At 52.2% G+C, this 25,418-nt stretch carries 19 protein-coding genes; 11 read left to right on the plus strand and 8 right to left on the minus strand.

The genetic code is table 11. From position 1 onward, the window contains the following. Positions 1–220: 220 nt before the first annotated feature. The 7 genes from NOU37_04705 to NOU37_04735 form a co-directional block, all read right to left on the minus strand. Positions 221–3,127, minus strand: coding sequence for an N-6 DNA methylase (locus NOU37_04705; protein ID MCQ4574527.1), 2,907 nt, complete (start codon positions 3,125–3,127; stop codon positions 221–223). An 89-nt stretch (positions 3,128–3,216) separates the two neighbouring features. Continuing rightward, a complete protein-coding gene (locus tag NOU37_04710) occupies positions 3,217–4,377 on the minus strand; it encodes an aminotransferase class V-fold PLP-dependent enzyme (protein ID MCQ4574528.1) in 1,161 nt (386 codons plus the stop codon). Positions 4,378–4,389: 12 nt separating this feature from the next. Then, positions 4,390–5,427: a ThiF family adenylyltransferase gene (locus tag NOU37_04715; protein MCQ4574529.1), complete on the minus strand. Its 1,038-nt coding sequence runs from the start codon at positions 5,425–5,427 to the stop codon at positions 4,390–4,392. Positions 5,428–5,526: 99 nt separating this feature from the next. Then, a complete protein-coding gene (locus tag NOU37_04720) occupies positions 5,527–6,204 on the minus strand; it encodes an L-2-amino-thiazoline-4-carboxylic acid hydrolase (protein MCQ4574530.1) in 678 nt (225 codons plus the stop codon). Between the two features lie 39 nt (positions 6,205–6,243). Then, complete coding sequence (locus tag NOU37_04725; protein ID MCQ4574531.1) at positions 6,244–6,468, minus strand: NifU family protein; 225 nt, start codon at positions 6,466–6,468, stop codon at positions 6,244–6,246. 80 nt (positions 6,469–6,548) lie between these two features. Beyond that, positions 6,549–6,770: a DUF1858 domain-containing protein gene (locus tag NOU37_04730; GenBank protein MCQ4574532.1), complete on the minus strand. Its 222-nt coding sequence runs from the start codon at positions 6,768–6,770 to the stop codon at positions 6,549–6,551. Positions 6,771–6,798: 28 nt separating this feature from the next. Beyond that, the gene (locus NOU37_04735; GenBank protein MCQ4574533.1) at positions 6,799–7,191 is read right to left on the minus strand and encodes a hypothetical protein; all 393 of its coding nucleotides are present in this window, start codon (positions 7,189–7,191) and stop codon (positions 6,799–6,801) included. A 343-nt stretch (positions 7,192–7,534) separates the two neighbouring features. On the opposite strand from NOU37_04735, the gene NOU37_04740 reads away from it, so the two are divergent. From NOU37_04740 to NOU37_04790, 11 genes are all read left to right on the plus strand, one after another. Then, a complete protein-coding gene (locus tag NOU37_04740; GenBank protein ID MCQ4574534.1) occupies positions 7,535–8,419 on the plus strand; it encodes a cytochrome c biogenesis protein in 885 nt (294 codons plus the stop codon). After that, complete coding sequence (gene hemA / locus NOU37_04745) at positions 8,416–9,729, plus strand: glutamyl-tRNA reductase (protein ID MCQ4574535.1); 1,314 nt, start codon at positions 8,416–8,418, stop codon at positions 9,727–9,729. Before NOU37_04740 ends, hemA begins: the two co-directional genes overlap by 4 nt. A 241-nt stretch (positions 9,730–9,970) precedes the next feature. Beyond that, entirely contained in the window at positions 9,971–10,483 is a 513-nt protein-coding gene (locus NOU37_04750; GenBank protein MCQ4574536.1) for a DUF1269 domain-containing protein, read from the plus strand. A gap of 15 nt (positions 10,484–10,498) precedes the next feature. After that, on the plus strand, positions 10,499–14,224 hold the full coding sequence (locus NOU37_04755) for a hypothetical protein (protein ID MCQ4574537.1): 3,726 nt from the start codon (positions 10,499–10,501) through the stop codon (positions 14,222–14,224). A gap of 5 nt (positions 14,225–14,229) precedes the next feature. After that, positions 14,230–15,294, plus strand: coding sequence for a MoxR family ATPase (locus tag NOU37_04760; GenBank protein MCQ4574538.1), 1,065 nt, complete (start codon positions 14,230–14,232; stop codon positions 15,292–15,294). Between the two features lie 5 nt (positions 15,295–15,299). After that, positions 15,300–16,217, plus strand: a complete 918-nt coding sequence (locus NOU37_04765; GenBank protein ID MCQ4574539.1) for a DUF58 domain-containing protein — start codon at positions 15,300–15,302, stop codon at positions 16,215–16,217. A gap of 9 nt (positions 16,218–16,226) precedes the next feature. Beyond that, a complete protein-coding gene (locus tag NOU37_04770; protein ID MCQ4574540.1) occupies positions 16,227–18,101 on the plus strand; it encodes a VWA domain-containing protein in 1,875 nt (624 codons plus the stop codon). Between the two features lie 3 nt (positions 18,102–18,104). Beyond that, the gene (locus NOU37_04775; GenBank protein MCQ4574541.1) at positions 18,105–20,708 is read left to right on the plus strand and encodes a VWA domain-containing protein; all 2,604 of its coding nucleotides are present in this window, start codon (positions 18,105–18,107) and stop codon (positions 20,706–20,708) included. Between the two features lie 10 nt (positions 20,709–20,718). Next, positions 20,719–21,489, plus strand: coding sequence for a PDZ domain-containing protein (locus NOU37_04780; GenBank protein MCQ4574542.1), 771 nt, complete (start codon positions 20,719–20,721; stop codon positions 21,487–21,489). A gap of 199 nt (positions 21,490–21,688) precedes the next feature. Further along, positions 21,689–22,504 (plus strand): hypothetical protein, encoded by an 816-nt coding sequence (locus NOU37_04785; GenBank protein ID MCQ4574543.1) that lies wholly within the window; start codon positions 21,689–21,691, stop codon positions 22,502–22,504. A gap of 337 nt (positions 22,505–22,841) precedes the next feature. Beyond that, a complete protein-coding gene (locus NOU37_04790) occupies positions 22,842–23,555 on the plus strand; it encodes a cysteine hydrolase (GenBank protein ID MCQ4574544.1) in 714 nt (237 codons plus the stop codon). 104 nt (positions 23,556–23,659) lie between these two features. On the opposite strand, the gene NOU37_04795 is transcribed toward NOU37_04790, so the two are convergent. Then, complete coding sequence (locus NOU37_04795; GenBank protein MCQ4574545.1) at positions 23,660–25,414, minus strand: GspE/PulE family protein; 1,755 nt, start codon at positions 25,412–25,414, stop codon at positions 23,660–23,662. Between the last annotated feature and the right edge of the window lie 4 nt (positions 25,415–25,418).

Raw genomic sequence — 25,418 nt, forward strand, 5'->3', positions numbered from 1 at the left:
TTTCAGACATATTTTTGAGCGTGAATCCATGCGCCAACTCTACTAGGCCAAAAACAACTGTCAAGGGCAAAACGTGCGTCAAGTATATAAGCGTGCAAGAATCAAGCTGCCGTTAAGAAAGCAAAATAGGCCCATCAAACCAAAATCGTTAATTCCGCTCATTGAGAACATCCATTTCGTTTTTTAGCCTATTGCCTGATAACGTACCTTCTTTAGAAGGTCATTTAGCTGATTCCTCCACGATCGCGATTTCTTTTTTGGTCAGGCCGTAGAGTTCGTAGACCAGGTTGTCAATCTGCCTGTCCGTGGAGTCAATCTGGCGTTTGAGGACGGTCTTGTCGTGTTCCGTCTTCGCCTTTTGTAGTTTTTTGTTTAGGTCCAGCATCCTCTCCACCAAGCTTGCCGTTTTCTCCATCTCTCCGATTTCAACTTTTGGAATTATCAGTTGAGACTGTGCCCCCGGAGTTGCATGAACAAGTCCCCCCCCCAACGAGAAGTCAATAATCTGAGTTGCGAAGTAGAAGTTCTCCAATCGCGAGTTTACCATGCCCAAGATGAATTCTAGGGAGAGAGATGCATCCTGTTTGGCTCTTGTCAGGATGCCATGTGGTATTATGCAAACCAGGCTTTGTTCAACATAGTAACCCTTACTATCCAGAGTGGCTACCAACTGCATTTTTGATAGCATTGATCGCGACACGATCTTTTTTGCCTCGAACAGCTCCGGTTGGCGGGGGCTGTACATCTCCTTGGGAATGTACCTTATGAAACGCTTCGAGGGGGACATTGCATAACGACAGATTTCTCGCCCTTCCATATAGGGCTTCACGTTTTTAGCTCTCGGCTCAGTAGTGACCAACCGATCTTTTCCGCCCTGTCCTTTGCCCTTTGCGCAAGAACGCAGGCCAAAGGTTACATAACAGAGGTCATCTAGCCTCCAACTCTTTGCGCGAAGCTTATCACAGAGATCCTTAGCAGGTGAAAGCAGAGCGAGCTTTAGGCTGTGAAGGGGATTAGAACGAGCCGTTGCCTGAGGCCATTTGGAAGAGCTGGGATGGGTTAGTTCTTCGGGTTTCGCCGGACATAGGGTTTCGATTACAGAGTCCTCCTGCTTGTCCTTCTCACAGACGATCACACAATTCTTCACGATTGCGTTTTGGAAAACCTTAATATTTGATAAATCAGCGATAGTGGTAATCGAAGTTGCGGACAAGAGCAGTCGCCGCAAGCTTTCACAATTAGGCTGGTGGAGCGTCTGAATTGGGACAATGAACGAGATTCGTCCCTTCTCTGTTGCGAGCCGAATTGCCCTTTCAAAGAACAGCAGATACACATCCCAAACATGAATTGCACAAGTGTACTTTGATTCAAAATATGCGGCCTGATAGGGGGAAAGGTCCCTAAATACGCGGACCCTAATATACGGCGGATTGCCGATGACGGCGTCAAAGCCGCCGGATTTCATGATTTCGGGGAATTCGGCGTGCCAGTCAAAGGCGTTGATGCGGTACTGCTCGTCTGCATCTATATCCAAAAGGTTCATCTGCCGGTTGTCGTAAAAGTCGGGGCCGATGAGGGAGTTGCCACACTTTATGTTGTTGCCCAAATCGGGAAGTGCGCGTTCGTGAAACATCTTTAACTGTCTCGTCAGCGTCTCGCCGGATTCTCCCTCAAGCACCTTGAGGAGCAGAGACAACTTGGTCACCTCCACGGCCTGGGGGTCGATGTCAACGCCGTAGATGTTGTTGAGCAAAATCCGTTTGCGCTCGGCGGTGGTTAACTGCCACTCGCCACCCGCGGCCTGATACAGAACCTTTCTGTGCTTTTTCGGCCTGTCCTCCCCTACGTATTTGTCGCGGTGCCAGTCGAGCAGGTACTGATACGCCCCTATCAAGAATGACCCTGAGCCACACGCGGGGTCCAAGATTCTCAACTTGCTCACACCGCCGCGCGGGCCGGGCTTTTTGGCGTCGAGCAGTTTGCCGACGGTGTTCTTGACGATGTAGTCCACGATATATATGGGTGTGTAGTAAACACCCCCCGCCTTCTTGACCTCAGGCTTATAATCGATGGAGGCACGGTGGCCGGAGGTGAGGCTAATGACCTTGCCTAAGAACTGTTCATAGACCTGACCGAGTATATCGGCAGATAGTACTGAAAACTCGTAGGGGCTTTCGGGGTAGTAGAGGCTTTTGAAGATTTTTTGCAGGACCTTGTCGTCTATCTTAAGTCCGGGGGTCAGTTCATCCGGCGGTGTTGGACGGTCCTTTTCTTTATTGAAGTGGAATATGCCGGAGTTATACCGTGCGTCCGCGTCCCGGAAGAGTTTGCATAAACGCTGATAGACCTGGGTTCCGTTCTGCAGGGCCATGAGACGGCCATACTCCTCAATCCTCCGGTCTTCACATATTCGCAAGAAAATAATCCGGTCGATAGTGCTCTGTACGGAGACGTTCAGTTCTCGCTGGGTGAGCTTTGAATTCCGCAGGGCTATATTGCGGGCGAGCATGTCGCGCCATAACTCAACCTCTTTGAGGAATGCCTCATCCACGCTGGCCGTACCCCTTTTAGCCTTATGGGATTCGGCATATTTGTCGAAAGAACCCTTGAGTACGGCATCTTTGGAAAATACGGATGCGATCTCATCCCAGCGGTCAGCGTATTCCTTGTAGTTAAAATAGAGGGTGCGGGCGGTTGATGCCTTATCGGTCTTGACGGGTTTTACGCGGCAGTCATAGACCGCAAATTCCTCGAAGTCGGTGAGTATGCTCAGGGGAAGCTTTGCGGACCATGCGTAGCGGCGGAGTTGAAAGGCCGGGTCGGTATCGTCCTTGATACTTATTGCGGGTTTCTTGGCCTCGAGGAAGAACTTGCGTGTGCCACCGATACGGAAACAGTAGTCCGGGGCCTTCACAAACCCGCCTATTTTGATTGCGTCTTCGTGGATGACGTCTTTGTATGCCTCAGCCAGGCCATCTTCGTTGTCCATGTCCCAGCCGAGCAGTTTAAACAGAGGGTCGATAAATTCTTTCCGGACCTGTGCTTCGTTATAATGGCCGGTTTTGTAGGCATCGAAATTGCGCTCGAATTTTTCGACCAGGCTCAAGAGCTTACGCGGTGCAGCCATTTCCCCCCTCAGATAGACGGTTTACGCTACGTAGGCGTGTATATTATTGATTTATATGCAGGCTTGCAAGGTAAAGTTTTGTGGGCTTCCTACTGGACAGTTGTCTTGGCCGAACTTGATATCTCCTTGAGGGCTGAGAGTAATTGTACTATATCGTCTTTGGTATTGAAATAGCCGGGGCTTATGCGCACGGCACCCTGGGGGAATGACCCTATATACCTGTGTATAAACGGCGCGCAGTGGAGCCCGGAGCGGGCGGCGATGCCGTAGGTCTCGTCCAGGATGCCGCCGGTCACGGACGGTTCAAGATTTTTGATATTCAGGGCGGCGATGGGCAGCCTGTCTTTACTCCCTCCGGGCCCGTACAGGATAAACCCGTCGTTCCCCTCAAGGCCGTTGAGGATTTGTGTCAAAAGCTCCTGCCCGTGACGCATTATATTGTCGATACCCGTTTCCCCGATAAATTCGACGCCTGCCTTTAGTCCCACTATGCCCAGGAAGTTTGGCGTACCACCTTCCAGCCTGAACGGCAATTCCCCCGGATGTATGGGTGATTCCGAATCAAAGCCCGTTCCTCCCTCTCTCCACGCCGAGATTTCCACCCTCTCCCCGACATACAGTCCACCCGTGCCCGGCGGGCCGAGAAGCCCTTTATGCCCGGTGAAGGCCAGGAGGTCTACGGCATCGTCCGCTACGTTAATGGGCCAGACACCCGCCGACTGTGCGGCATCTATCATGACGATAAGCCCCTTCTCTCTGGCCAGCCTGCCGATTGCTTTTATGGGCTGTATGGTCCCAAGGACGTTCGAGGCATGTGTTATTACGATGAGCCGTGTTTGCGGGAGTATGGCCTCTTTGACGGCACCGGGATCGATAACACCTTCCGCTGAGGCCTCCACCCTCGTTACGGATATAATCCCTCTTTTCTCCAGACCGTACAGGGGTCTCGTGACCGAATTGTGCTCCAGGTTGGAGGTGATGACATGGTCGCCCTCCTTTAGGAGACCTTTGAGGGCCATGTTGATGGCGTCTGTGGCGTTAAGCGTGAACACGAGCCTCTCCGGCTCTTTCACGCCAAAGAGGTCGGCCAGGAGCTTTCGCGCCCCTTCCACCTCGCGTTCGGCCTCCATGGAAAGCCTGTAACCCGCCCTGCCGGGGTTTGCGGCCCTGTGGCGAAAAAACTCGTCAGTCGCGAGGTATACCTGCTCCGGTTTCGGGAAACTCGTGGCCGCGTTGTCGAGGTATATCATGCCGGTGTGTCCTTACATACCAATATATTTGGAGTAAAGGTCCTTTGCCAGTGCAGGTTCTTTTGTGCCCTGGATAATCGCCCTGCCGTCGGGGAATACGGCTATAGCGATGTCCTTGTGCCGTAATCTGAATCTGAGGAGGAACGGGTTTTGTGTTACTTCGCCAAGTTCACCGAGACCGTTCAGGCGTGACGCCAGTTCTTCAAGCTTGACCCTCATGCCGTTCGGGGGGACTATCTGTACGGCATTGTTGCCGCATAGGGTGGTAGTCATTACGCCTGAGCGTACGTGGAGGAAGTCATATCTGCCCAGCCCGCAGGCGGGACATTCGTCCTGCCTGGCGTCTGAGAGGTCCAGTCTCTGCAGCGTCCATGTCCATGTGTCCACTTTCAGCAGGTCTTTTATCAGGGATTCCCGGTGGCCGGTTAATATCTTGAGGGCCTCGTTGGCCTGGATGGAACTTATGAGTTGAGCGGTTGGGCCCAGGATGCCGGCCGTCTCACAGGTAGGGGTGGTGCCGACAGGGGGTCTGGACTCAAGGAGACATCTCAGGCACGGTGTTTCTCCCGGTATGATATTAATCAGCATCCCCTGGCTTCCAACGCACGCGGCGTAGACCCAGGGCGTGCGCGTCTTGACGGCGTAGTCGTTTATGAGGTACCGGGTCTCAAAATTGTCCGTACAGTCAAGGATAACGTCGGCGCCCGCGGCAAGGGTCTCTATGTTGGAGGGGTTTGCGTCGGCAACCACTCCTTCAATCTTTATAGAGGAGTTTATCCTACCTAAACTCTTTTCTGCCAGCGCTGCCTTTGGGAGGCCCGTTTTCAGGTCTTCTTCGTCGAACAGGGATTGCCTCTGCAGGTTTGTTTCCTCAAGGAAGTCCCTGTCAACGATTCTAAGCCGTCCCACCCCGGCCCTTGCCAGCGTACCGGCCGATGCGCTGCCGGTGGCGCCGCAGCCAATTACCAGGGCGCAGCTCCTCGAAAGCCTTTTTTGGCCTTCCACGCCGATGGGCTGGAAGAGGATCTGACGTGAATATCTATTTATCAAAAATTCTTCTTCCATGTTTAGTGTGGCGGGCCGGTGGTGAGAGATTGGGGAAGGATGCGTGTTCCTGGGAGGAAAAGGCCAAGGGCTGACGGATAGCCCTTAGCCTAATTCAAAAGAGCTCTCACAGGTCTGGTCGCCGTGTGCGACGCACTTTCTTCTGGAGTGCTTGATGGAAGAATTCATGCCGTTTCCAAAGCCCGATGTCCAGGATATCAGGATGTCGCATACGGCCTTGGCAGGTGCGTTAACGGCCTCCCAATACTTGCCGTGAATGCAGGTAGTGTGGTCCCAGACGATTTTCTTCTCCGTCTCATCCATTACCTGCGCGCCTCTGTCGCACGGCATACCATCGCAGTAATTGTCGAGTAAGAGCTCAAAGGCCTTCCCCGGTGTTTTATCGTCGCCACCCAGTCCCTTCTCCTCCGCGGCCTTTTGGCCGCAGCTCTGGCCGCATTTATACGCGGCCTGAGACGCCACGTCCTTGGCCTCGTCACCGTATTTATTGTAAAAGGCGGTGATAACGGCCGCTTCGCGGGTCTCCACGTTATCTATCAGTCCTTGTATTCCGGAATGGATGGGCTGGTCTTCCAGTATCTCCTCCAGGGGCTTGTCATCGTTATGCGATTCAGGGTAAGTTTTGTAGACGTCTGCCAGTAAGGCATCGGCGTCCGGCCCGTACTTGTCTTTTAGACCCTGAACGATGGCCTTCTCCCTGGCCTCGGAGACTTTGATCTTCTTGTGCATCCAGTGATGGATGGGTCCCAGAACTAAACTCATGTGTCTTTTACTCCTTTCGCCGGTGTTTTGGCGAGAGGCCTACACGGCCTCCACGCACTCCACCTCCGGTATCTCTTCTTTTAATCTGGCCTCGACGCCCATCTTGAGCGTTACTAATGCACTGGGACAGGTTCCACAGGCTCCCATCAGCTTTACCTTTACCACGTTGTCTTCTATGCCGACAAAATCTATATCACCGCCGTCAGCCTGCAGTGCAGGTCTTATCTCTTCGAGAACTTGTTTTACTTTTTCGGTATCAATCATGGGGAAAACTCCTCCGGACAGTTCGCGGTTTACAAAAGAGAAAACAGTTTAACTGATACTAAGCATGGCTTACGGGGCCACTAGTTTTTCGCTGCCTTTTCGATGGCCTCATTAAGCTCCTTCACGATTATTTCAGGGTCCATGTTGTGCATCATGGCCCCGAAGGCAATGTCTTCCATCTTGGAGCCGGGACAGGTGAAGCAGCCCGAACCAAAGTATTTCTTAAACACTTCTTCGGTTTCCGGGTAGTTGTTGATGACATCACCCAGACTAGACTTTTTCGTAATAGGGGGTTTGTCCATATTGTAATCAGTCTCCTTTTAAAACCCGTCAGTCAGTTTCTGGGGCCGGCCTGATGCTGGCAAGGATGTTGACCACGAAAAGGCCGGTACCTAGCACGGACAAAAGTGCAAACACTCCGGTCAGAAGCTGTGAATAACCCCAGAGGCCGACGAGACCCAACAAACCTATATTGGCAAGCCAGAAATGGTACGCCATGAACTGCGGATAGGCCACGGGGTTCCCGCTGAACCGGGGCAGGATATGGTATCCAACACCGTATATCATCATTGACACCCATCCGAGAAGGTTCAGGTGTGAATGCGCAAATCTCAGATGCACATCGTCCTCAAGCCCAAAAAACGCCATTAAAAGTCCCAAACAAGTACCTATAAAGAGATATATAACGCTAGCAGCGACAAAATTTCTTGCTACTGGATCCACTAGTTCTCCTCCTGGGTTGCTTTCGGGGCAGATAACTAATGAAACGCCGCTATGGCCGTTCGTCTGCCAGTGTACAATCATTTAACCCTATTCAGAATCGATGTATTTGTCAATATAAAAATAAAACCAGCTCGTGGAGTATACAGGCATGAACGGCCGTTTTTAACGTTTGGCCTTTTGTTTTAAAACAAAAAGGTTTTGGGTTCTTTGGCTTCGTTCGGGACGACACAGGGTAAACAGGGCGGTTTCCGCTCGCGGACGCAATAAAATTATGTTGATTCAAGACATTTTTTTAATTAGACTTAATTTCTGCTGTTATTATTACCATAACCTGGTTACTACCATGAACCTAGGGGTGTTATACAACCCTTTTACAATAGTAGCGCTTCTGTACCTCCTCTCCGGCGTCTGGGAGATAGGCCGCCTTACAAGACCCGACAGGTACAGCAAGCAATGGGCCGAGGGTCTGCCCATCGCCGCGTTTCTGCTGCATACCGTCCTCATTATCTTCCTTACGGCAAAGGCCGGCAATCTACCCACGGCCAATCTCCACCAATCCGTCATCTTAATGATATGGTGTGTGGTCGGGGTGTTTATGGCGGTGGAGTATGTATACAAAGTGCCCTCGATGGGGGCCTTCTTGTTCCCCTTTGTGACGGTCTTGAGTGTCTGCGCAATAGTCCTGCAGGGGTATCCCCTTGTTGCGTCGCCAAATCTCAGCAGGTTCTGGCTGGTCGCCCATATCATCCCTATGTTTATGGGTTACGCGGCCTTTACCCTTACCTTTATCTTCAGCGTCATGTATCTGACCCAGCAGAGGCAGTTGAAGCACAAGTTCTTCGGGCCGGTGTTTCACGGTCTGCCTTCGCTTGAAAGACTGGACAACATGATGTGGAAGACGCTCACCCTGGGTTTCCCTTTGCTTACCGTGGGGTTGGTGCTCGGGGCCTTCTGGATGAGGTATTCTAATGTCCTTGGGCCGCAGTGGTATCTCGACTCCAAGGTGGTGATGGGGTTGGTGACCTGGCTCTTTTACGCGGCCCTGTTACACCTTAGAGTCGGCGTTTCCATGCACGGCAACAAGGTGGCCGGTCTTACCATTGCTGCGTTTATACTGGTGCTTTTTACGTTCCTGGGCACGTTTATTCTGGGAGCCAAGCACGGCTATCAAAGGGTTTCAGGCGATGACTCGCGGATTATCTTGGAACAATTTGAGGGTAAACGATGAATTTGCTGGTCGTTGGGCTAAACCATAAGAAAGCGCCAATCGACGTAAGGGAACAGCTGGCCTTCAGCCCGTCCAGGGTCACTGAGGCCCTTGAAATATTGCATAATAAATATCCTTCCTGTGAGGCAGTGATACTCTCGACCTGTAACAGGGTTGAGTTATACGTCTGCTCCCCGGACGGTTCTCTGGATGAAAAGGCCGTGTTGGGTTTTCTGTCTGAATTTCACGGCATAGATACGGATAAGTTCAGGGACTATATGTACTGTTACGACGGTGCCGATCTTGTAAAGCATCTCTTTCACGTCTCTTCAAGCCTCGATTCCATGGTGGTGGGCGAGTCACAGATACTTAGCCAGGTGAAAGAGGCCTACATGGCGGCGACCTCGTGTGAAGTTGTAGGAAAGACCACGCATCGGCTCTTCCAGCAGGCCATCGCCGTTGGCAAGGACATCCGTTCCAATAGCTGCATCTCTCAGGGGAGGGTCTCGATAAGTTCCGTAGCGGTGGAGTTTGCGGAAAAAATCTTCCAGGACTTCTCCGATAAAACCATATTCATCATAGGCGCGGGAGAGATGGCGGAACTTGTGCTCAAGTCACTTGTGGATCAGGGTACGAGGACGGTCATGGTATCTAACAGGAATTACGACAGGGCGGTTGGCCTTGCCGGTGAATATGGAGGCAGTGCGGTACGCTTTGACGACCTGGCGAAGGAATTAAGTAAGGCGGACATAGTAATAAGCTCTACCGCCGCGCCCCACTACGTGCTTCACCCTGACCACGTGAGAAAGGCTATGACCTTGCGCAAAGGCAACCCCATGTTCTTTGTGGACATTGCCGTGCCGAGGGATATAAACCCGGAGGTCGGAAGACTGGACAATGTCTACCTCTACAATATCGACGACCTGCAATCCGTGGTGGAGAGGAACGTGGATGACAGGGGGAGAGAGATGGAGAAGTGTACTGCGATGGTGGAAGAAGAGGTAGACCGGTTCATTGCCTGGCTGGAAGAGATGAAAATAGGCCCCGCGATTGCAAACCTAAGGGAACACTTCCACACGGTCGGCAAGGAAGAGCTGAACAGGCTGAGAACAAAACTTGGAGATGTAGATGACGACCAGTGGCGCGAGGTGGTCTACACAATGGAGAGGACGCTGAATAAGCTCTTGCACGAGCCGGCTAAGGTGGGCAAGCAGGAGGCCAAGAACGGCGGCGGGCACAGGTACGTGGAAACCATCAAGAAGCTCTTCGGTATACGCCACCCGGACCAAACCAGTCCGACGGCAGGGCAACGTTATGATAATGACAGGTAGATAGGCCACCCCTTTCCAAAACACCACAATAGGCTACACAAGCCTGCGGACGTCCAACGCATTTCCAGCCGTCCAGCCGCAAGAATTTCTTGTCATGGTCTCCGGATGCGGGCCAGCCTGCATGCTTTAAAAGGTTTGACACAAACACAATGACTGTGATACTATTTTTTAGGGATTAAAGGGGCGTTTTACACGCTATCGATATGCTGCTAACCCTACTTATTCAGAAGAAGCTGTCGACATGAAGGGCCTGTTTCTAGCGATGTGCCTGATACTTGCGACGTTATCTGGCGGGTGCATATCCGCGCAGCAGAGCACGGGTGTGGGGACTATGGCGGGCGGCGGCATCGGCGCCGGGATCGGGATGGCGTTTGGCAATCCGGCGCTTGGCGCGCTGATTGGCGCGGGCATCGGCGCCCTTGGAGGCGCGCTGGCACAAGACCACATTGAAAAAAAGAGGATGAAGAAGGAGACCGAAGAGCTGGAAAAGCAGTTGATGGAGGGGAGGGAAGCACAGGCGAAAGCGTCCCCGGATAAAGCATCAGCCTCCGACGGAAAGACATTTGTCGAAGGGCATTACGAACACGAGATGAAAAAGAAATGGGTTGATACCTCTAAAAAGGAACGTGTCTGGGTGGAAGAGAAGATGGAAGGGGAGCGCCGGGTCGAGGGGCATTATGAGGAGAGGGTGGTGACCTCCGGATACTGGGACATGTATGAAGAGGAAACCTGGGTCCCCGACCATTATGAATAATAACGAGGAGACTGGATGCCGGGTGTAGACAAGCTGAAGCTGTATTTGCAGCTGGACAAGGCCAAGCGAAGGCACAATATGTTTTGCCTGGAGAAGGCCGCTATCAATATCGTGGTGGTGGCCCTGGCCCTGGCGCTGACTGCGGTTATAATCGGGAAGTTCCTTGGGGGTGGGTTCCATTTCTATTTACTGTTCCTGCTGCCTTTTTTTGTATTTGTCGCCATAGCGCTGACGGGGCTGCAGTCCAGTTGGATTAGCTTAACCCGCACGGCCTACTTTATAGACAAGCGCTTGAACCTCAAGGCGCGTCTGATTACTGCACTTGATTGTGCCAAAAACCCGAACCCCCCGAAATATTCCGACGTGCTTATAGCCGATGCTATAGAACAACTCGGCGATAAACAGATGAAGAAGGCCATGCCCCACAGGCTGCCGAAGACGCTCTGGATATTGATTCTGCTCGCGATAGCCCTGCCCCTGGTACTGTTCCTGGTCCCCAACCTTCATAGAGATAGATTGCTGACGGCTTATAAAGAGTCCGAGCCTCACAGGTTGTTTAACGTTACTGGATACGAGTTGATGGAGACACCGGCAGGTGAAGAACGTGCCGACACCGTGTCGGCTGTTGAAGAAAAAAAGAAGGATGATAAAAAAGAGAGCGGAAAAGAGAAGGAGGCCGAGAAGGATAAGAAAATAGCCGGCAGGTCTCCATCTGATACGTCTACGCCGAAAGGTGCGAGGCGTAATTTGACCGGCGGTTCGTCCAGGGACAAGAAGAAGGCCGCAGAAGCGAGGGCATCAAGCAAGATGCAACAGGAGGCAAGAAAAGAAATAAAGAAAGAGATGAGCTCAATAGCCAAACTGCTGGCGAAATTGATGCCGCCACCATCCGACGCCCAGGGACAGCCGCCGCTTCCCATACCTGGACTACCCAGTTCCGGCGGTTCTGGAGGACAGAAGGAAGGAACCGAGGGGAAGCAGGGCTCCTCTTCCAGTGAACAGCAGCAAGGCAAGGGAGAGTCTTCCGAGACTGCGGGAAAGGGCAGTGACACCCAAAAACAGCAGGACGCCTCGGGAGGGGCCGAGTCCGGCAGTTCCACGGCTGCCGCCGGGTCCGCAGGTCAAGATGCGGATCGAGAGAAAGGCACATCAACGTCCTCAACGTCCTCCTCCGGCGGGGAAGGCGATAGCGATCAACAGCAGCAACAGCAACAGACGGCTTCCTCTGGCGGGTCCGGTACCGGCAGCTCCGGCAGGCAAGAGAGTCAGGGTGGAGAAGGAAAGGAACAGAAGGGTCCGGCAGGTTCCGGCAGTGGTTCTCAGGACAAACAACCTGAGGATAAGATGGCCGGGGGAGATACCTCCAAGGAGGGCGAATCGAAACAAGGGGATTCAGAAGGCGAAGGTTCTAAGTCAAAATCCCAGTCGCTTGCCTCAAAGGTCAGAAATAAGTTAAGGCCCCCGATGCCATCCATAGACATTAGCCCAACGCCCCAGAAGCAGCAGCAGGGGGGCGGACAGGGCGGTAAGGATAAGAAGGGTACGGGCGGAGGTGGTAGCGAGTCAGGAGAGAAGGACAGCTCTGGGACGGGCTCGCAGGAAAAAAGTATGGCTCAGGCAGGAGGTACTAAGGGCACACAGGAGACCCGGGAAACTCAGGGGTCTTCACAAACCGAGGGCAGCACAGGTGAGCAAAAAGGAGGCTCTCAGCAGCAAAAAGAGGGCTCCACAGGGACTGGAAGTAGATCCGTAGCTCAGGCCCCCGGCGCAAGGGGGAAAAAGGCGGGCGAAGCCGGTACGGGCGGCGACAGTGCTGAGGGCGGCGGCGGTTCTGAAGGGGATTCTCAGTCAAAAGGTAGTGCCGGCGGAGCTTCAGGCAAACAGGGTGAACAAGGAGGGTCTGCGACCCAGACGGCTGGTGCCGAAGGCGGCGGCGCAGGTAAAAGTGCTGGCCAAGAGGCGGGTAAAGAGGGAGATAAAGGTGGAGGCAAGGACGCAGGGGGAAAATTGGCGGATAAAGGCCGGGAAGGCGGTAAGGGTGGCAGTGGCAGTGAGAGTGGTGAAACGTCTGGGGCCGCCGGTGGTGACAGTGCGGGTTCAGGTTCAAAGGGCGGTGCGTCATCATCACAGGACAAAGAACGTCTGGCCAGGGGGGGAGAATCCGAGGGCAAAGGCGCCAGTGGTGAGAAGAAAGAAGGGGCCGGTGGTGACAGCACGGGTTCAGGTTCAAGGAACGGTGCGTCATCATCACAAAACAAAGAACGTCTGGCCAGAGGGGAAAAATCCGAGGGCAAAGGCGCCAGTGGTGAGAAGAAAGAAGGGGCCGGTGGCAGCGGCGGAGAAGCAGAGGGTTCCAAGAAGGTAGCCAGTGCTGGAGAGGCATCCAAGAAGAAACCTGACAGGGGCGGTCAAGAAGCGGGAGGCAGTTCCGGGACAGAAGAAGGCCGGAGTGAAGCTGGCAAGAGTGGCGAACAAGGCACATCGAAATCAGGGGATGATAAGGTAGCCCGTGGCACCGGGAAGGAGAGCGGGACAGAGAAGGGTAAGGGGGGCAAGAAAAGCGCAGGTAAAGAGCCTGATGATGGGACAAATAGCGGCGGCGGTATGCCTAAGGGACAGAAGCTTTCAAAAGGAGACTCTGGTTCCAAAGGTGGTGGCGGGGCCGGTAAAGGTAAGGGCGGTCAGGAAGGGTCTTCGCAGGCAGGTGGCAAAAAGGCGGGCCAGGCTGCTGGAAGTAAAGGGGGGTCTGGTAGCGGCAGCAAGGGTGCGGGCGCGCAGGCCGGAAGCGGCGAAGCAAAGGGCGGCGCCGGCGAATCCAAGCAGCTTGCGACCAGTGACTCTGGTTCCAAAGGTGGTGGCGGTGCCGGTAAAGGCGGCAAGAGTGGCAAAGGTCAGGAACAGGGAGGGAGCCGCTTGGCGTCCGCCGGTAAAAGGACAGGACCCATAAGACCGGGCAGGTCAACCGGCGATACCGGGGAGTCGGGGGGGCGCAGAGGAGATATGGCGACCGGAGGCCGGGGTTCCATGGGACCCGAAGGCACAACGGATAAGTCGGTGGCCGTACATCAACTTAAAAAAGAGATACGGCGTACCGCGAAAAATATATCTTACGACCTTGAGAGATTGGACAGGATTGCGCGCGCAAATACGCGGCAGCCCCGCCCCGGCAGCAGACAGCAGCAGAGCGGCTCTGGCGAGCAGTCCTTTAAGAAAGGGTCCGGTTCGGAACAGGGCCCGGAAGATACAGGGAGACAAGACGAGGGTGACATCAGGGAGTTGTCCCGGCAGCCAGGCGATAAGTCAGGCCAAAAGGCCGGAAGCAACGCGGGCGGTGCCAAACCCGGTGCCATCCCCTCCGCGGGTGAGACAGGCGGCGGCGGCGGCGGGGGAGAGGAGGCACAAACTGGAGAGGATATGATGGGTGGCAGGACCGGGGGGAGCCGGCCCGGGACCATCCTGTATTCAGACGAGGAGGAAAATATGGACGTCACCCCCGGCAAGACCTATGATTTACGAATCAGGGGTGACAATACTGAAGCCGGTGAAGACCGGGATGTGGAGTCTGCGGGGACAGAAGTGATAGAAAGACGAGATGTATTCAAAAAGTATGCTCCCACCGTGGGGGTCGACGAAAACGCTGCCTTGAGCGACGAACAGGCCGAGGATGATGCCGTAAGGAAGGTGCATATACCCGTGGAGTATGAGTCTATAATAAAAAATATCTACACCGAGGAGAAGTAACGGTAATGAGCGCGCGCACTGCATCAGTAAGAATGACAAAGGCAACAACGGATACGACTGACGAGGTAAAGGCCTTCAGCAAGAATTTCCGGGCCATGATGGATGAGATTGGCAGGGTTATTGTCGGTAACAAGGAACTCATTCGAGACATCCTGATTGCCTTTTTCTGCGGGGGCCATGTGCTTATAGAAGGTCTTCCGGGACTGGGCAAGACCCTGCTCGTAAAATCTCTCAGCAAGGCCCTGGGTTTTGAGTTCAAAAGGATACAGTTTACCCCGGACCTTATGCCAGCCGACATAATAGGGACACAGCTGGTGGTTGAGGGAGAAGACGGCAGAAAGGTGTTCAAATTTTCGAAGGGCCCTATTTTTGGGAACATAATACTGGCGGACGAGATAAACCGATCCACACCCAAGACCCAGTCGGCCCTCCTGGAGGCCATGGGGGAACATCAGGTTACCGTTGCCGGCAAAACCAGCGTCCTGGAGGAGCCGTTCTTCGTGCTTGCGACGCAGAACCCAATTGAGATGGAAGGCACGTATCCCCTCCCGGAGGCACAGATGGACAGGTTCTTTTTTAAACTGAACGTGCAATATCCGAGCTACGAAGAACTCAAGAGCATCCTTAACCAGACCACCAGGAGTGAAAGTTATGAAGTCGAAAGGGTGTTCACGGAAGACAAGGCCCTGGACAAGGTGCTGCAGATGCGGCGGCTGGTTAGAGACGTGATTATATCCTCGGAGGTTCAGGATTATATAGTAAACATTGTTATGGCCACACAGCCGGATAGTAATCATAATGCGGACGTTTTGAGTAGTGAGATGTGTGAATATGCGAGACGGTACATAAGTTACGGCACGAGTCCAAGGGGCGGGCAAGCCATAGTTCTGGCAGCTAAGACAGCCGCATTGTTAGACGGCAGGATAAACGTAAGCTTTGAGGACGTTGACAAGGTTGTCGTCGCAGCTCTGAACCACAGGATACTCTTGAATTTCGAGGCCGAAGCGGACAAGATTGGAACCCGTGACATTATTCAAAAGGTAATGGATGAGCTAAGGCCCGGGGAATAGTTGTTATGCTAAGGGATATTTTTACGCCCGGCTTCCTGCGCAGACTGGAATGTCTGAAGATCGACGTGAAGAGGGTCCACCTGTCGACCAGAAAGGGCGGCTACGAGTCGGTAAACAAAAAGGGTACCAGTCTCGAGTTCGCCGAATACCAGGAATATAATCCGGGTGACGACTTCAGGTACATAGATTGGAATCTCTACGGCAGGCTGGACAAGCTGCTTGTAAAGACGTTCAAAGAGGAGGTGGAACTCTCGGTCCACATACTCCTGGACGTCAGTCTTTCCATGCTTTACCCCGAGACCGACAAGAAGCTTGAGTACTCAAAAAAAATCGCTCTCGTCATGGCCTATATAGGTCTCTCCAGCCAGAACAGCGTAAGGGTGGCGGTCGTCAACACCCTGTCGCCGGGACCCGCCAGCCGGTACACTTTACAAACCCCTTTCTTCCAGAGGTTGAACGGAATCTTCAGGATAAAAGACTTTTTGGACGGGGTTGAAATCGGCGGTGAGGCGGATATTGAAGGCTTTATGTCCAGATATATATATGAGAACAAAGGCAGGGGGGGGTCTGTTATTATAATATCCGATTTTATGGTCCCGCCGGCCTCCTACAAGAGGGGTATTGATATCCTGAGATTTAAGAACTACGACATAAAGGTAATCCAGGTGCTGGGGGCTGAAGAGCTTGACCCGTTCAAGAACATCAGGAGCGGGGAAATTGTGGACGTAGAGACAAAAGAACGCAGGGTGGTAAAGGTTACCGGTTCACTTAAGAAAGGGTACCACAAACTTCTTAATGAACACAATCAGGAACTCAGCAATTACTGCAGGACAAACAGGATGGCCTACACACTGGCCAGGACTGACATGGGAATTGAGGGCCTCATCCTGAAGGAATTTCCCAGGATGGGGTTTGTCAGGTGACGGCTTAAAATGGGTATTCTGAACCCTCTTGCTCTTGTCTATCTGCCTTTGATAGGTCTCCTGGTGCTAATGTATCTGTTTCGCAAGAAACATAAGACCGTCCTCGTGCCGAGCTTTATACCGTGGAGGGGTCTGAGGCAGGACCATTTCAGGACGAAGGCATTTCTGGTCGACGCACTTTTTTTCTTACAACTTATAGCCCTTTTGCTCCTCATATTCTTCCTGATGCGCCCGTATCTCCCATCTGTCAGCAGCGGCGTAATAGGGAGGGACATCATCGTCCTGATAGATACCTCTGCCAGCATGCAGACGCTTGAAGGCGGCCAGACCCGTTTTCAACTGGCCCGGGAGGAGGCGCTAAACCTGGTCGACGAGATGGGTGTTGGTGACAAGATGCAGATAATCGCCATGCACACAAGACCACGCATAGTGAATAAAATGTCCGGCAATAAAGACGAGCTGCGTGAACTTATCAGCGGACTCGAACCCCTTGACACGAGCACCAACCTCGAAGAGGCCCTGAGTCTGGGAATCTCCCTCTTGAGGCACTCAGGTAACGGGGAGATGCATGTCCTTACTGATACGGAAGACCCGGGCCAACTGGACAGTAATGTGAGGTACGTGAACCTTGGCGGGCCGCCTAAAGACAATGTTGCAATAACGGGTCTGGACGTGTACCAGGACATGTTTAAGGAATACAGGGAAAGGGAGGCCTACATTTCCGTGGGAAATTTCTCGGATAAACCAAAGAGGGTTATCCTCAAATCATATCTCGAACATACGCCTATGACGGAACAGGTCGTGGAACTTCTGCCCCGCGAGGAAAAGGTTATAAGGATCCGGGACATTGTGGGGCCGGGTCTTTTGAAGGTGGAGCTGACCCCTGACGATGCGCTTGGTGTTGACAACAGTGCCTATGCCATTATTAAGCATAAAAAGACGCTGAACGCCCTGGTAGTGACGGAGGAACGGCTGTTTATTGAGGAAATAAAAAAGATAGAGAATGCCACCGCGCAGGTCAAGTTTTCCGTTGTACCACCGGCCTCCTATAAGCCGGAGATGGTTAAGGACTACGACATCATGATATTTCACCAGTTTGTCCCGAAGGAGCGGCCTGACGCAAACGCACTTTTCATTTTTCCTCCTAAAGACAACAATCTGTTTCCCGTAGAAGGTTGGACGCGGGGCGCAAGCTTCATTGACTGGGATACCTCAAGCCCTGTGCTCAGGCACCTTGACTACATGGAAGAACTCTGGGCCTACAAGGCCCTTCACCTGAAACCCGATGAGCACCTGAAACCGTTCATAATGGCAGCGGGCACGGAAGAGGATTTTCCGCTGGCCCTTGTGGGGACCGTGGACGGCGACAGGGTGGTGGTTCTGGGCTTCGATGTGGCTGATTTCAATCTGTCAAAGGCGAAGAACATGCCGATACTTATAATGCTCTTGAATATAATTCAATGGCTGAATCCGTATGGCGCGGATACTTATCAGATAAAGACCGGTGAACCCTTCACGGTAGACCTGAAAGGCTGGCAGGGGGCGGAAAAGATTACACTGTTAACCCCGGAGGGAGAGACGGTTGAGATGGATGCTGCGGGCGATGAGGTCGTAATTACTGACACCTACCAGAGCGGGATGTACGCGCTGAGGAAGGGTGAAAATGAGACGAGGTTTGTGGCAAACCTGTTCGACGTCAGGGAGTCAGACACTAAACCGCTGTCTTTGGGTCAAGAGCAAAAAGAGTTCAAAGAGGCGGTGGCATCCACCTACGTCGAGGAGAAAAGGTGGGAGTTGGGTCGCTACATCCTCGCCTTTGTGGCCCTTCTGCTTTTAGCCGAGTGGATTCTGTATTGCTTAAGGGCGCGCTCGGCGTTAACATAAGTTATGGACCTACAGTTCGAACAGCCCATATTCCTTAAGCTCCTGTTCTTGCTTCCCATAATCTGGGGGCTGTCCTTTCTGGCCTTCAGACGCCTGCCCCTCTGGAGGATAGTGTCCTCAGCCTTCCTGCGCAGCCTTGTGCTGGCACTCCTTATACTGGTGCTGGCGGGTATCCACCGGGTTGATGAGAAACCCAGTGACCTTGCGCTGGTCTTCTGCGTGGACGTATCAGACAGCATCAGCCAGGAGAACAAGACCTGGGTGGCCGACTATCTGAAAGAGATGGATAAAAAACTCGACGACGACGACAAGAATATCAAACGGGCTCTGGTCGTGTTCGGTTCGGATGCCAGAGTCGCCTCACCGATGGCCGGAGGTCTGGAAACAGATTATGGTGAGCTGGAACTCGATACCACACGCACCAATATTGCCAACGGAATGCTTTCCGCCCTTAAACTGTTTCCCGAAGACAGCGTCAAGAAGATGGTTCTTCTTACGGACGGTAATGAAAACCTCGGCAGCAGCGTGCTGGCTTCTTCTATAATAGAGCAAAAAAATACCCATGTTTATACCGTAGAAATCCCACCCCCTCCCACCGTGAAAGAGGTACTTATAAAGAAACTGCTCGTACCTCAGGATGTAAACCATGGAGAAACGTTTGACATAAGAATAACGGTTGAGAACAGAAACGATTTTCCTGTCGAAGGCAGTGTCAGCCTGTCTGAGGGCGAGAACCTCCTCAGTCGATGGGAACTTAGTTTTCCCGCCGGGTTCAGCGTATTTGAGATGCCCTATAAGGGAGAGGAAAAGGGGTTTATTGAATTTCATGCCGACCTTGAGCTTGACACGGACGCCGACACGAACGACGACAATAACCGTAAGCGCGCCGCGGTTAACGTGGTTGGCAAGCCCCGCATACTCTACGTCCGTGGAGACCCGAGCAAGAGGGCCTTCTTAGCCGGCGCTATTGAAGAAAAGGACGTTGTAGTGGAAATGGGGGGCATAGACATTATCCCAAAGACTTTGAACGAGATGCTGGAGTATGAGTGCATTGTATTCTCCAACGTTCCCGCCAGTGCCGTAAGCCGGGACCAGATGGAAGCGGTGAAGACTTATGTGCGCGATTTCGGTGGCGGGTTTATTATGGTGGGAGGTGAGAACAGTTATGCCCAGGGCGGTTACAAGAATACCCCGATAGAGGACGTGCTTCCTGTAAATGTGATTGCGGGCGCCACCAGGAAGGAGAAAAAACCCAAAAGGGCCTCTATTATACTCCTTGTCGACAAGTCAGGCAGTATGACGGGCAAGAAGATCTTTGCCACGAAGAAGGCCACGATCGAGTTGTTGAAGCAGCTCAAAGAGGGTGACCAGGTCGGGCTGATTGCCTTTGACGTAGTACCTCACGTTGTGATAGAACTGGGGCCGGTGCAGAAGATATATGGAAAAGACCTTCTGGCCAAGCTTAGCACCCTTAGCGCCGGCGGTGGCACGGACATATTTCCTGCCATGAAAGAGGCATACAACAGATTGTCGAAGAGCGGAGCGAAGGTAAACCATATTATTCTTCTCTCAGACGGCAACACGAGGTCCGTTTACTACAGCTACGAGGCCTTGATGGACAAATTAAAGAGGGCTAATATATCTATTTCCACTATAGCCATTGGCGGCTGGCTCGTGAACACCCGTTTGCTGAAGGACATTGCCAAAAGGACGGGGGGACAGTTTTATCGCCTGAAGAATATAAACGAACTGCCGCGGCTGGTGGTTCTGGATGCTGATGCCGCCTTGACAAGGGCGGATTTCCACGAGGAAACTTTCATTCCCCGTATCGATCCGTCAAGTGAGATACTGAAGGGGTTTTCACAGGAACAGATACCGCCCCTGCAGGGATATTCGTTGACCAGAGCCAAGGCCAGTGCCGAAGTGCCGGTGTTTACCGAGATAAAGGGTAGACCGGACCCTATACTTGCCAACTGGCGCTATGGTCTGGGAAAGTCGGTTGCCTATACCTCGGATGCCGAGGCCCGCTGGTCTTCAAAGTGGGTAAACTGGTCCAAATATAATAAGTTCTGGTCTCAGACGGTGCGCTGGGCCATGAGAGACAAGCCCAAGGGAAGCTATGTCTTGAAGGTGGACGAGAGTGAAGGGAAACGCGACCTTATCATAGAATCTGGAGGAGACTGGACGGAAGGTACTCAGCTGCAGGCACGCATAATCTCCGGCGACTCCGGGGAACGGGAGCTGAACCTCAGGCAGATTGCGCCCAAGAGATATACGGCGTCACTTGAGGGGCTGAGTCCGGGGTCATACACAGTAAATCTCTCCCGGCTTGAGGGCGGCAAGGTTGTAGACCGTGTCACAAAGGGCGTACTTGTGCCGACGAAGAAGGAGTTGGCTTCTGTGGAGGACGCGACACGGGGGAATAACACAGGGCTCCTGGAGACAATCGCGCAAAGAACCGGGGGCAAATTTAAACCCATGTTTGAGGATATAACCGCTAATACGGAGATGATATTTTTGACCGAAGACCTTTCCAAGTACCTTATCCCCATAGCCATGGGCCTGCTTCTCTGTGACATTGCAATTAGAAGAATAGGCATTGTTTAGGGTGGATACGATGAGACCCGTGACGAAGACGGCTTTTCTGCTTTGCGCTGTGTGTATCCTGGTGTGCGGCGCCATTACCCCTGTCCGGGGTGCCTCCCTGTTTTCAGGGCTAATCTTGTCCAGGGCTGAAGGAGGGGGGGTGAGGGTTGTTGAGATCTACCCGGGTTCCCCCGCGGCTAAGGCGGGGCTCAAGATTGGCGACGTGGTTACGGAACTGGACAGGAAGAGGATCAAGAAACTGGGTGATTTTGTGGAGATATCGCGCAGCCTGGATAAAAGTCTCCCTGAGGTTGAAATTAGGATAATAAGAGACGGCAGTACGCATGATTACGTAATAGCCTCGTACAGCGCGCCTGTTTATAAGTTGTGGAGGGTGAAGGTGGTGGAACCGCCTTATTCTGCCCTGGGTGGGGTATCGCTCATACAGTACTGGCTCGAAAAGGGCAAAAGAAAACTTATGGAGAGTAGAGGGAATGTGCCTGTCAGCAGGAAGGTTGCCGATTACAGAGAAGCAATCAAGTACTTCTTCTTTGCCTTACACTACGCCCCCTCCTCGGTTGATGCCGGGCTGATGGTGGCAGATACATATAAAGGACTGGGCGAACTCTATCTCTCCGAAGGCTCTTTGCCGGATGCTCTCGAGAGTTATGCCGAGGCCGCAGAATTCTACAGTAAGACCGGCGATAAGGCCACCAGGGAGAAAGACCTTAAAAGGGTTTTGGGCGGTCTCCAGGATGTCGAAGAAAGACTGTTCATGCTGCTCCCGCAGGAAAAAGGGTAGAACACCACCACACAGGAGTTAGTTGCCACCGGAAATGAACACTAGCTGCCTAGAACGCCATTTAGAGCTTGTTGCCGTAGACCCGCGTAAAAGCTACTCCAAACACTTATGTCCTTCTGAGCGAAGCGAAGAATCTAACATATGGTGTCTTTTGAAAGAGATTCTTCGGTCGTTCCACTCTCTCAGAATGACAAACAGAATGACAAACATGCAGGGTCTTTCAGGAAACTTCGTCAAGCAAATATCCTTATGCCTGATTCTATTCCTTGTCGTCGGCTGCGTCCAGAATGTGAGGGAGATACCGTTAAACAGGGAAGGGATGAAAGACATAAGGACGGTCGCAATACTTACACCGACCACGAGGCCGGACATCACCATGGACACGATGTCCGACGACAGGTTTCTTATGATGCTTTTCAGCGGGCCCGCAATAATCCCTATACTTATGAGCCAGGTGGCGATGATTGACGCGAAAAGACAGGAGAGCAAGGAATTTAACGCCCTGACCTATGACGTGCACGTTGGCCGCATGTTGAGAGAAGACCTCTTCAACAAACTCAAGCGACAGGCACGATTCCACATAGTACCGCCTGATGAAGTGGACGATAATATTACCGTGTACAAGCTGGAAAACAAGTATCCGAAGACGAAGGACGACTACGAGATGATTGCGAAGCAGTTGGGGGCGGACACAATAATAGAAATCGACGTCTTAACCTATGGTGTGAATGACCCCGGCATATTTGCAAAGCCGCATAGCCTGATAATAGCAAAGGTGGTTATGACAAGGGCGAGAAGCAATGAGGTACTGTGGCAGACAAAGATAGGACAGGCACTGCCACAGGATAAAAAACTCGGCTTTGATTACGAGAAGTACAGGGAGGATAACGCCAGGTTACTCAAGGAAGAACTGGACACCCTGTCAAGCATGCTCTCAGAGCAGATAATCGAGGCCCTGGGCTTCGAGGCCATGATACCCACCGCGCAACTCCTTAAGGAACCCCCGCCAAAGTAGCCATTTCGGATTGCAGTTACCCGATTGTAGGGGGGCAGGAAGAATGGCACAGCGCCTTTTTTGTATAAGTCCTCATAACACCACAGGATAGGACTAATTGAGACAAGACTTAAAATGGCGCAAATGGCGGTAAAATCACCTATTGGACACCAGAGGCCATTCGGAGCTAACTCCGGCAAAACCCCATTCCATCTGTTTGTTGTCGATTATTTAATTCTCCAGCCCAGAGAACATTTTTCCATAAAAGCGTTGCGTAAACCTGCAAATGAGGATAAATTATAAATACAAGGTTGATAAGGCAAAGCTTCTTTGACATGTTTTTGAAAGGAGGAAAATCGTGGCAAAGGCAATAATACCTTGGATTATAACCTTGATAGTGTGCATTTCCCCGTCAAACCTTATCGGCAGCGAAAAGTATGCGCCACCTACCGATCCGGCTCTCCCACCATCGGACATGAAGCTTGATCTTAAAAGAACAGCACTCGTGGTGACCGACCCGCAAATAGATTTTCTCAGCCCAGAAGGAGTTGCCTGGGATGTAGTAAGCGAGAGTGTTGAGGAGCAGAATACGGTGCAAAACATCGGACGTTTGTTCGCGGCAGCCAAGAAGGCCGGTATCACAGTGGCAATCTCGCCGCACTATTACTACCCGCCAGACAAGGGCTGGCAGTTCGAGGGTGCACTCGAGAAGCTGATGCACAACATTAACATGTTCGACAGGCCTAGCGCTTATAACTTGGAAGGTTTTGAGGGCTCAGGTGCCGATTTTATGCCAGAGTACAAATCATACATCTTCGACGGCAAGACCATCATCTGCTCACCACACAAAGTGTATGGCCCTGAGCAAAACGACCTTGCCCTACAGCTACGCAGGATGCACGTCGACCAGGTGATCCTCGCAGGTATGTCTGCGAATCTGTGTGTAGAGTCTCATCTGAGAGAGTTGTTGGAGCAGGGCTTCGAGGTCGCGGTGGTCAAGGATGGGCGCAGGTTGTGGGGGGGGGGTAGAAAGATTGACTCACTTCAGATTTGCTCTATATGGCGTAGTTAGCAAGAGATACGATGACTTGAGTGAAAATTAAAAATGGCGCGAATGGCGGAATTTTGTCGGTAAAATGGGGAAAATTGATGGGAAGAATGGCCGATCCTGTTAAGCTATATAGTGTACTCACCATCAGTGTCTATTACTCGTGTTAGTTCTTCTAGGCTGGTAACGCCCGCTTTTACTTTTTCTAGTCCACCCTGCCACAGGGGCTTCATCCCATTACCAACCGCCTGTTTTGTGATGGCAAAGGAGTCCTTTTGGGCCATCACCTGGGCTCTTATAGCGTCGTCCACTACTAGGAGTTCTCCTATAGCCGTCCTTCCCCGATAGCCACTCTCCATACATTCCTCGCATCCCACAGGCCGATACAATTTGTGAGGGCTATCCAACATATCTCTTTTGACAGGGGCCGCTTTCGGGTTATTGGAGAGCCGCTCGGACTGGTTTGCCAGGGGTATTTTACTGCTATATTCCTCTTTACAGCTGTGGCAGAGGGTCCGCGCCAGTCTTTGTGCCAGCACACCAACAATGCATGAAGATAGAAGGTAACTCTCTATCCCCATATCCTGTAGCCTGTTGAAGGCTGCAGCAGAACTCTTGGTATGAAGTGTAGAAAAGACGAGGTGGCCGGTTAGGGCGGCCTGGATGGCTATCTCTGCGGTCTCTCGGTCTCTTATCTCTCCTACCAAGATGACATCCGGGTCATGGCGGAGTATATTCCGCAGGGCGGAGGCAAAGGTGAGATTTATTTGCGGGTTTACTTGCATCTGACTTGTCCCGTCCAGACTGTACTCCACAGGGTCTTCTACTGTTACTATTTTTACGTCAGGTAATTTGATCTCATTGAGTATAGAGTAGAGGGTGGTAGTCTTGCCACTTCCTGTGGGACCTGTAACCAGTATCATTCCCTCAGCCTTCCTTGACAGTGCCCGAAAGCCTTTTAATATCTCCTCACGGAAACCCAGCTTGTCCAGCTCCAGGCAAATTGACGAACGATCCAGTATCCTCAGCACCACCCCTTCCCCGTAGATGGTGGGGATCAAAGATACCCTTATATCCACCTCTTTTCCCGCCAGGGGCAACTTTATTCTACCGTCCTGTGGCAGCCTCTTTTCTGCTATGTTCAGCTTGGCCATTATCTTTATCCTGGATATAATGGCCGGGTATAGCCTTTTTTGAGGGGGAGGGAAGTCTCTGAGCATCCCATCCACCCTGTAGCGAAGTCTGGTGTTTTTCTCAAGCATTTCCAGGTGTATATCACTGGCGCCTGTTTCGACAGCCCTGGTTATAATGTTGTGGACGAAGCGGACGACGGGCGCCTCTGAGGCCATATCCTTTAGCTTCTCTATATCTTCAGCAACCCCTATCCCTACATCTATACCCCCTATCACACTGTCGGGTTCCTTTTCTCTCTCCGTCTCATAGACTTCATCAAGGCCCTGTCGGATGTCCCTCTCACTACCCACGTAGATGTTAAACTTCTTCACATTCAACTTTGCCCTGGCCGTATGGTAAAGGGTTTCAACCAGGGTAATGTCCTCCGGGTGTGCAACTGCGATATCCAGCTCTCCGTCTGACAACCTTAGGGGAAGTATCTCGTTACCACGGAGAAAGTTGTATGGTAATTCCTCCAGGAGAGGGTAGTTCTCCTTCCTCTTTTTCTTCCATACAGGGAAATTGAACCGGATACTTTGTGCATATCTGAGGTCTTCCTCAGAAACCATGCCCAACTGCAGGAGTATCTGCCAGTCTTTCTGGCCCGTTTCCTGCCGTACACCTCTCACCCTCTCAATATCCAGCTCAGAGATTTTCTCCTGCTGGTGTAGAATCTCCAGCAGACTCTTTCTTTCTTTAATCTCTTCCAAAGTA

The organism is Candidatus Bathyanammoxibius amoris, from assembly GCA_024451685.1.
Classification (GTDB): Bacteria; Planctomycetota; Brocadiia; order Brocadiales; family Bathyanammoxibiaceae; genus Bathyanammoxibius; species Bathyanammoxibius amoris.

Bases quoted from the DNA above. Each gene is read 5' to 3' on its own strand.
- NOU37_04705 (MCQ4574527.1), bottom strand. From the start codon at position 3,127: ATGGCTGCACCGCGTAAGCTCTTGAGCCTGGTCGAAAAATTCGAGCGC.
- NOU37_04710 (MCQ4574528.1), bottom strand. From the start codon at position 4,377: ATGATATACCTCGACAACGCGGCCACGAGTTTCCCGAAACCGGAGCAG.
- NOU37_04720 (MCQ4574530.1), bottom strand. From the start codon at position 6,204: ATGAGTTTAGTTCTGGGACCCATCCATCACTGGATGCACAAGAAGATC.
- NOU37_04725 (MCQ4574531.1), bottom strand. From the start codon at position 6,468: ATGATTGATACCGAAAAAGTAAAACAAGTTCTCGAAGAGATAAGACCT.
- NOU37_04730 (MCQ4574532.1), bottom strand. From the start codon at position 6,770: ATGGACAAACCCCCTATTACGAAAAAGTCTAGTCTGGGTGATGTCATC.
- NOU37_04740 (MCQ4574534.1), top strand. From the start codon at position 7,535: ATGAACCTAGGGGTGTTATACAACCCTTTTACAATAGTAGCGCTTCTG.
- hemA (MCQ4574535.1), top strand. From the start codon at position 8,416: ATGAATTTGCTGGTCGTTGGGCTAAACCATAAGAAAGCGCCAATCGAC.
- NOU37_04750 (MCQ4574536.1), top strand. From the start codon at position 9,971: ATGAAGGGCCTGTTTCTAGCGATGTGCCTGATACTTGCGACGTTATCT.
- NOU37_04755 (MCQ4574537.1), top strand. From the start codon at position 10,499: ATGCCGGGTGTAGACAAGCTGAAGCTGTATTTGCAGCTGGACAAGGCC.
- NOU37_04760 (MCQ4574538.1), top strand. From the start codon at position 14,230: ATGAGCGCGCGCACTGCATCAGTAAGAATGACAAAGGCAACAACGGAT.
- NOU37_04765 (MCQ4574539.1), top strand. From the start codon at position 15,300: ATGCTAAGGGATATTTTTACGCCCGGCTTCCTGCGCAGACTGGAATGT.
- NOU37_04770 (MCQ4574540.1), top strand. From the start codon at position 16,227: ATGGGTATTCTGAACCCTCTTGCTCTTGTCTATCTGCCTTTGATAGGT.
- NOU37_04775 (MCQ4574541.1), top strand. From the start codon at position 18,105: ATGGACCTACAGTTCGAACAGCCCATATTCCTTAAGCTCCTGTTCTTG.
- NOU37_04780 (MCQ4574542.1), top strand. From the start codon at position 20,719: ATGAGACCCGTGACGAAGACGGCTTTTCTGCTTTGCGCTGTGTGTATC.
- NOU37_04785 (MCQ4574543.1), top strand. From the start codon at position 21,689: ATGACAAACATGCAGGGTCTTTCAGGAAACTTCGTCAAGCAAATATCC.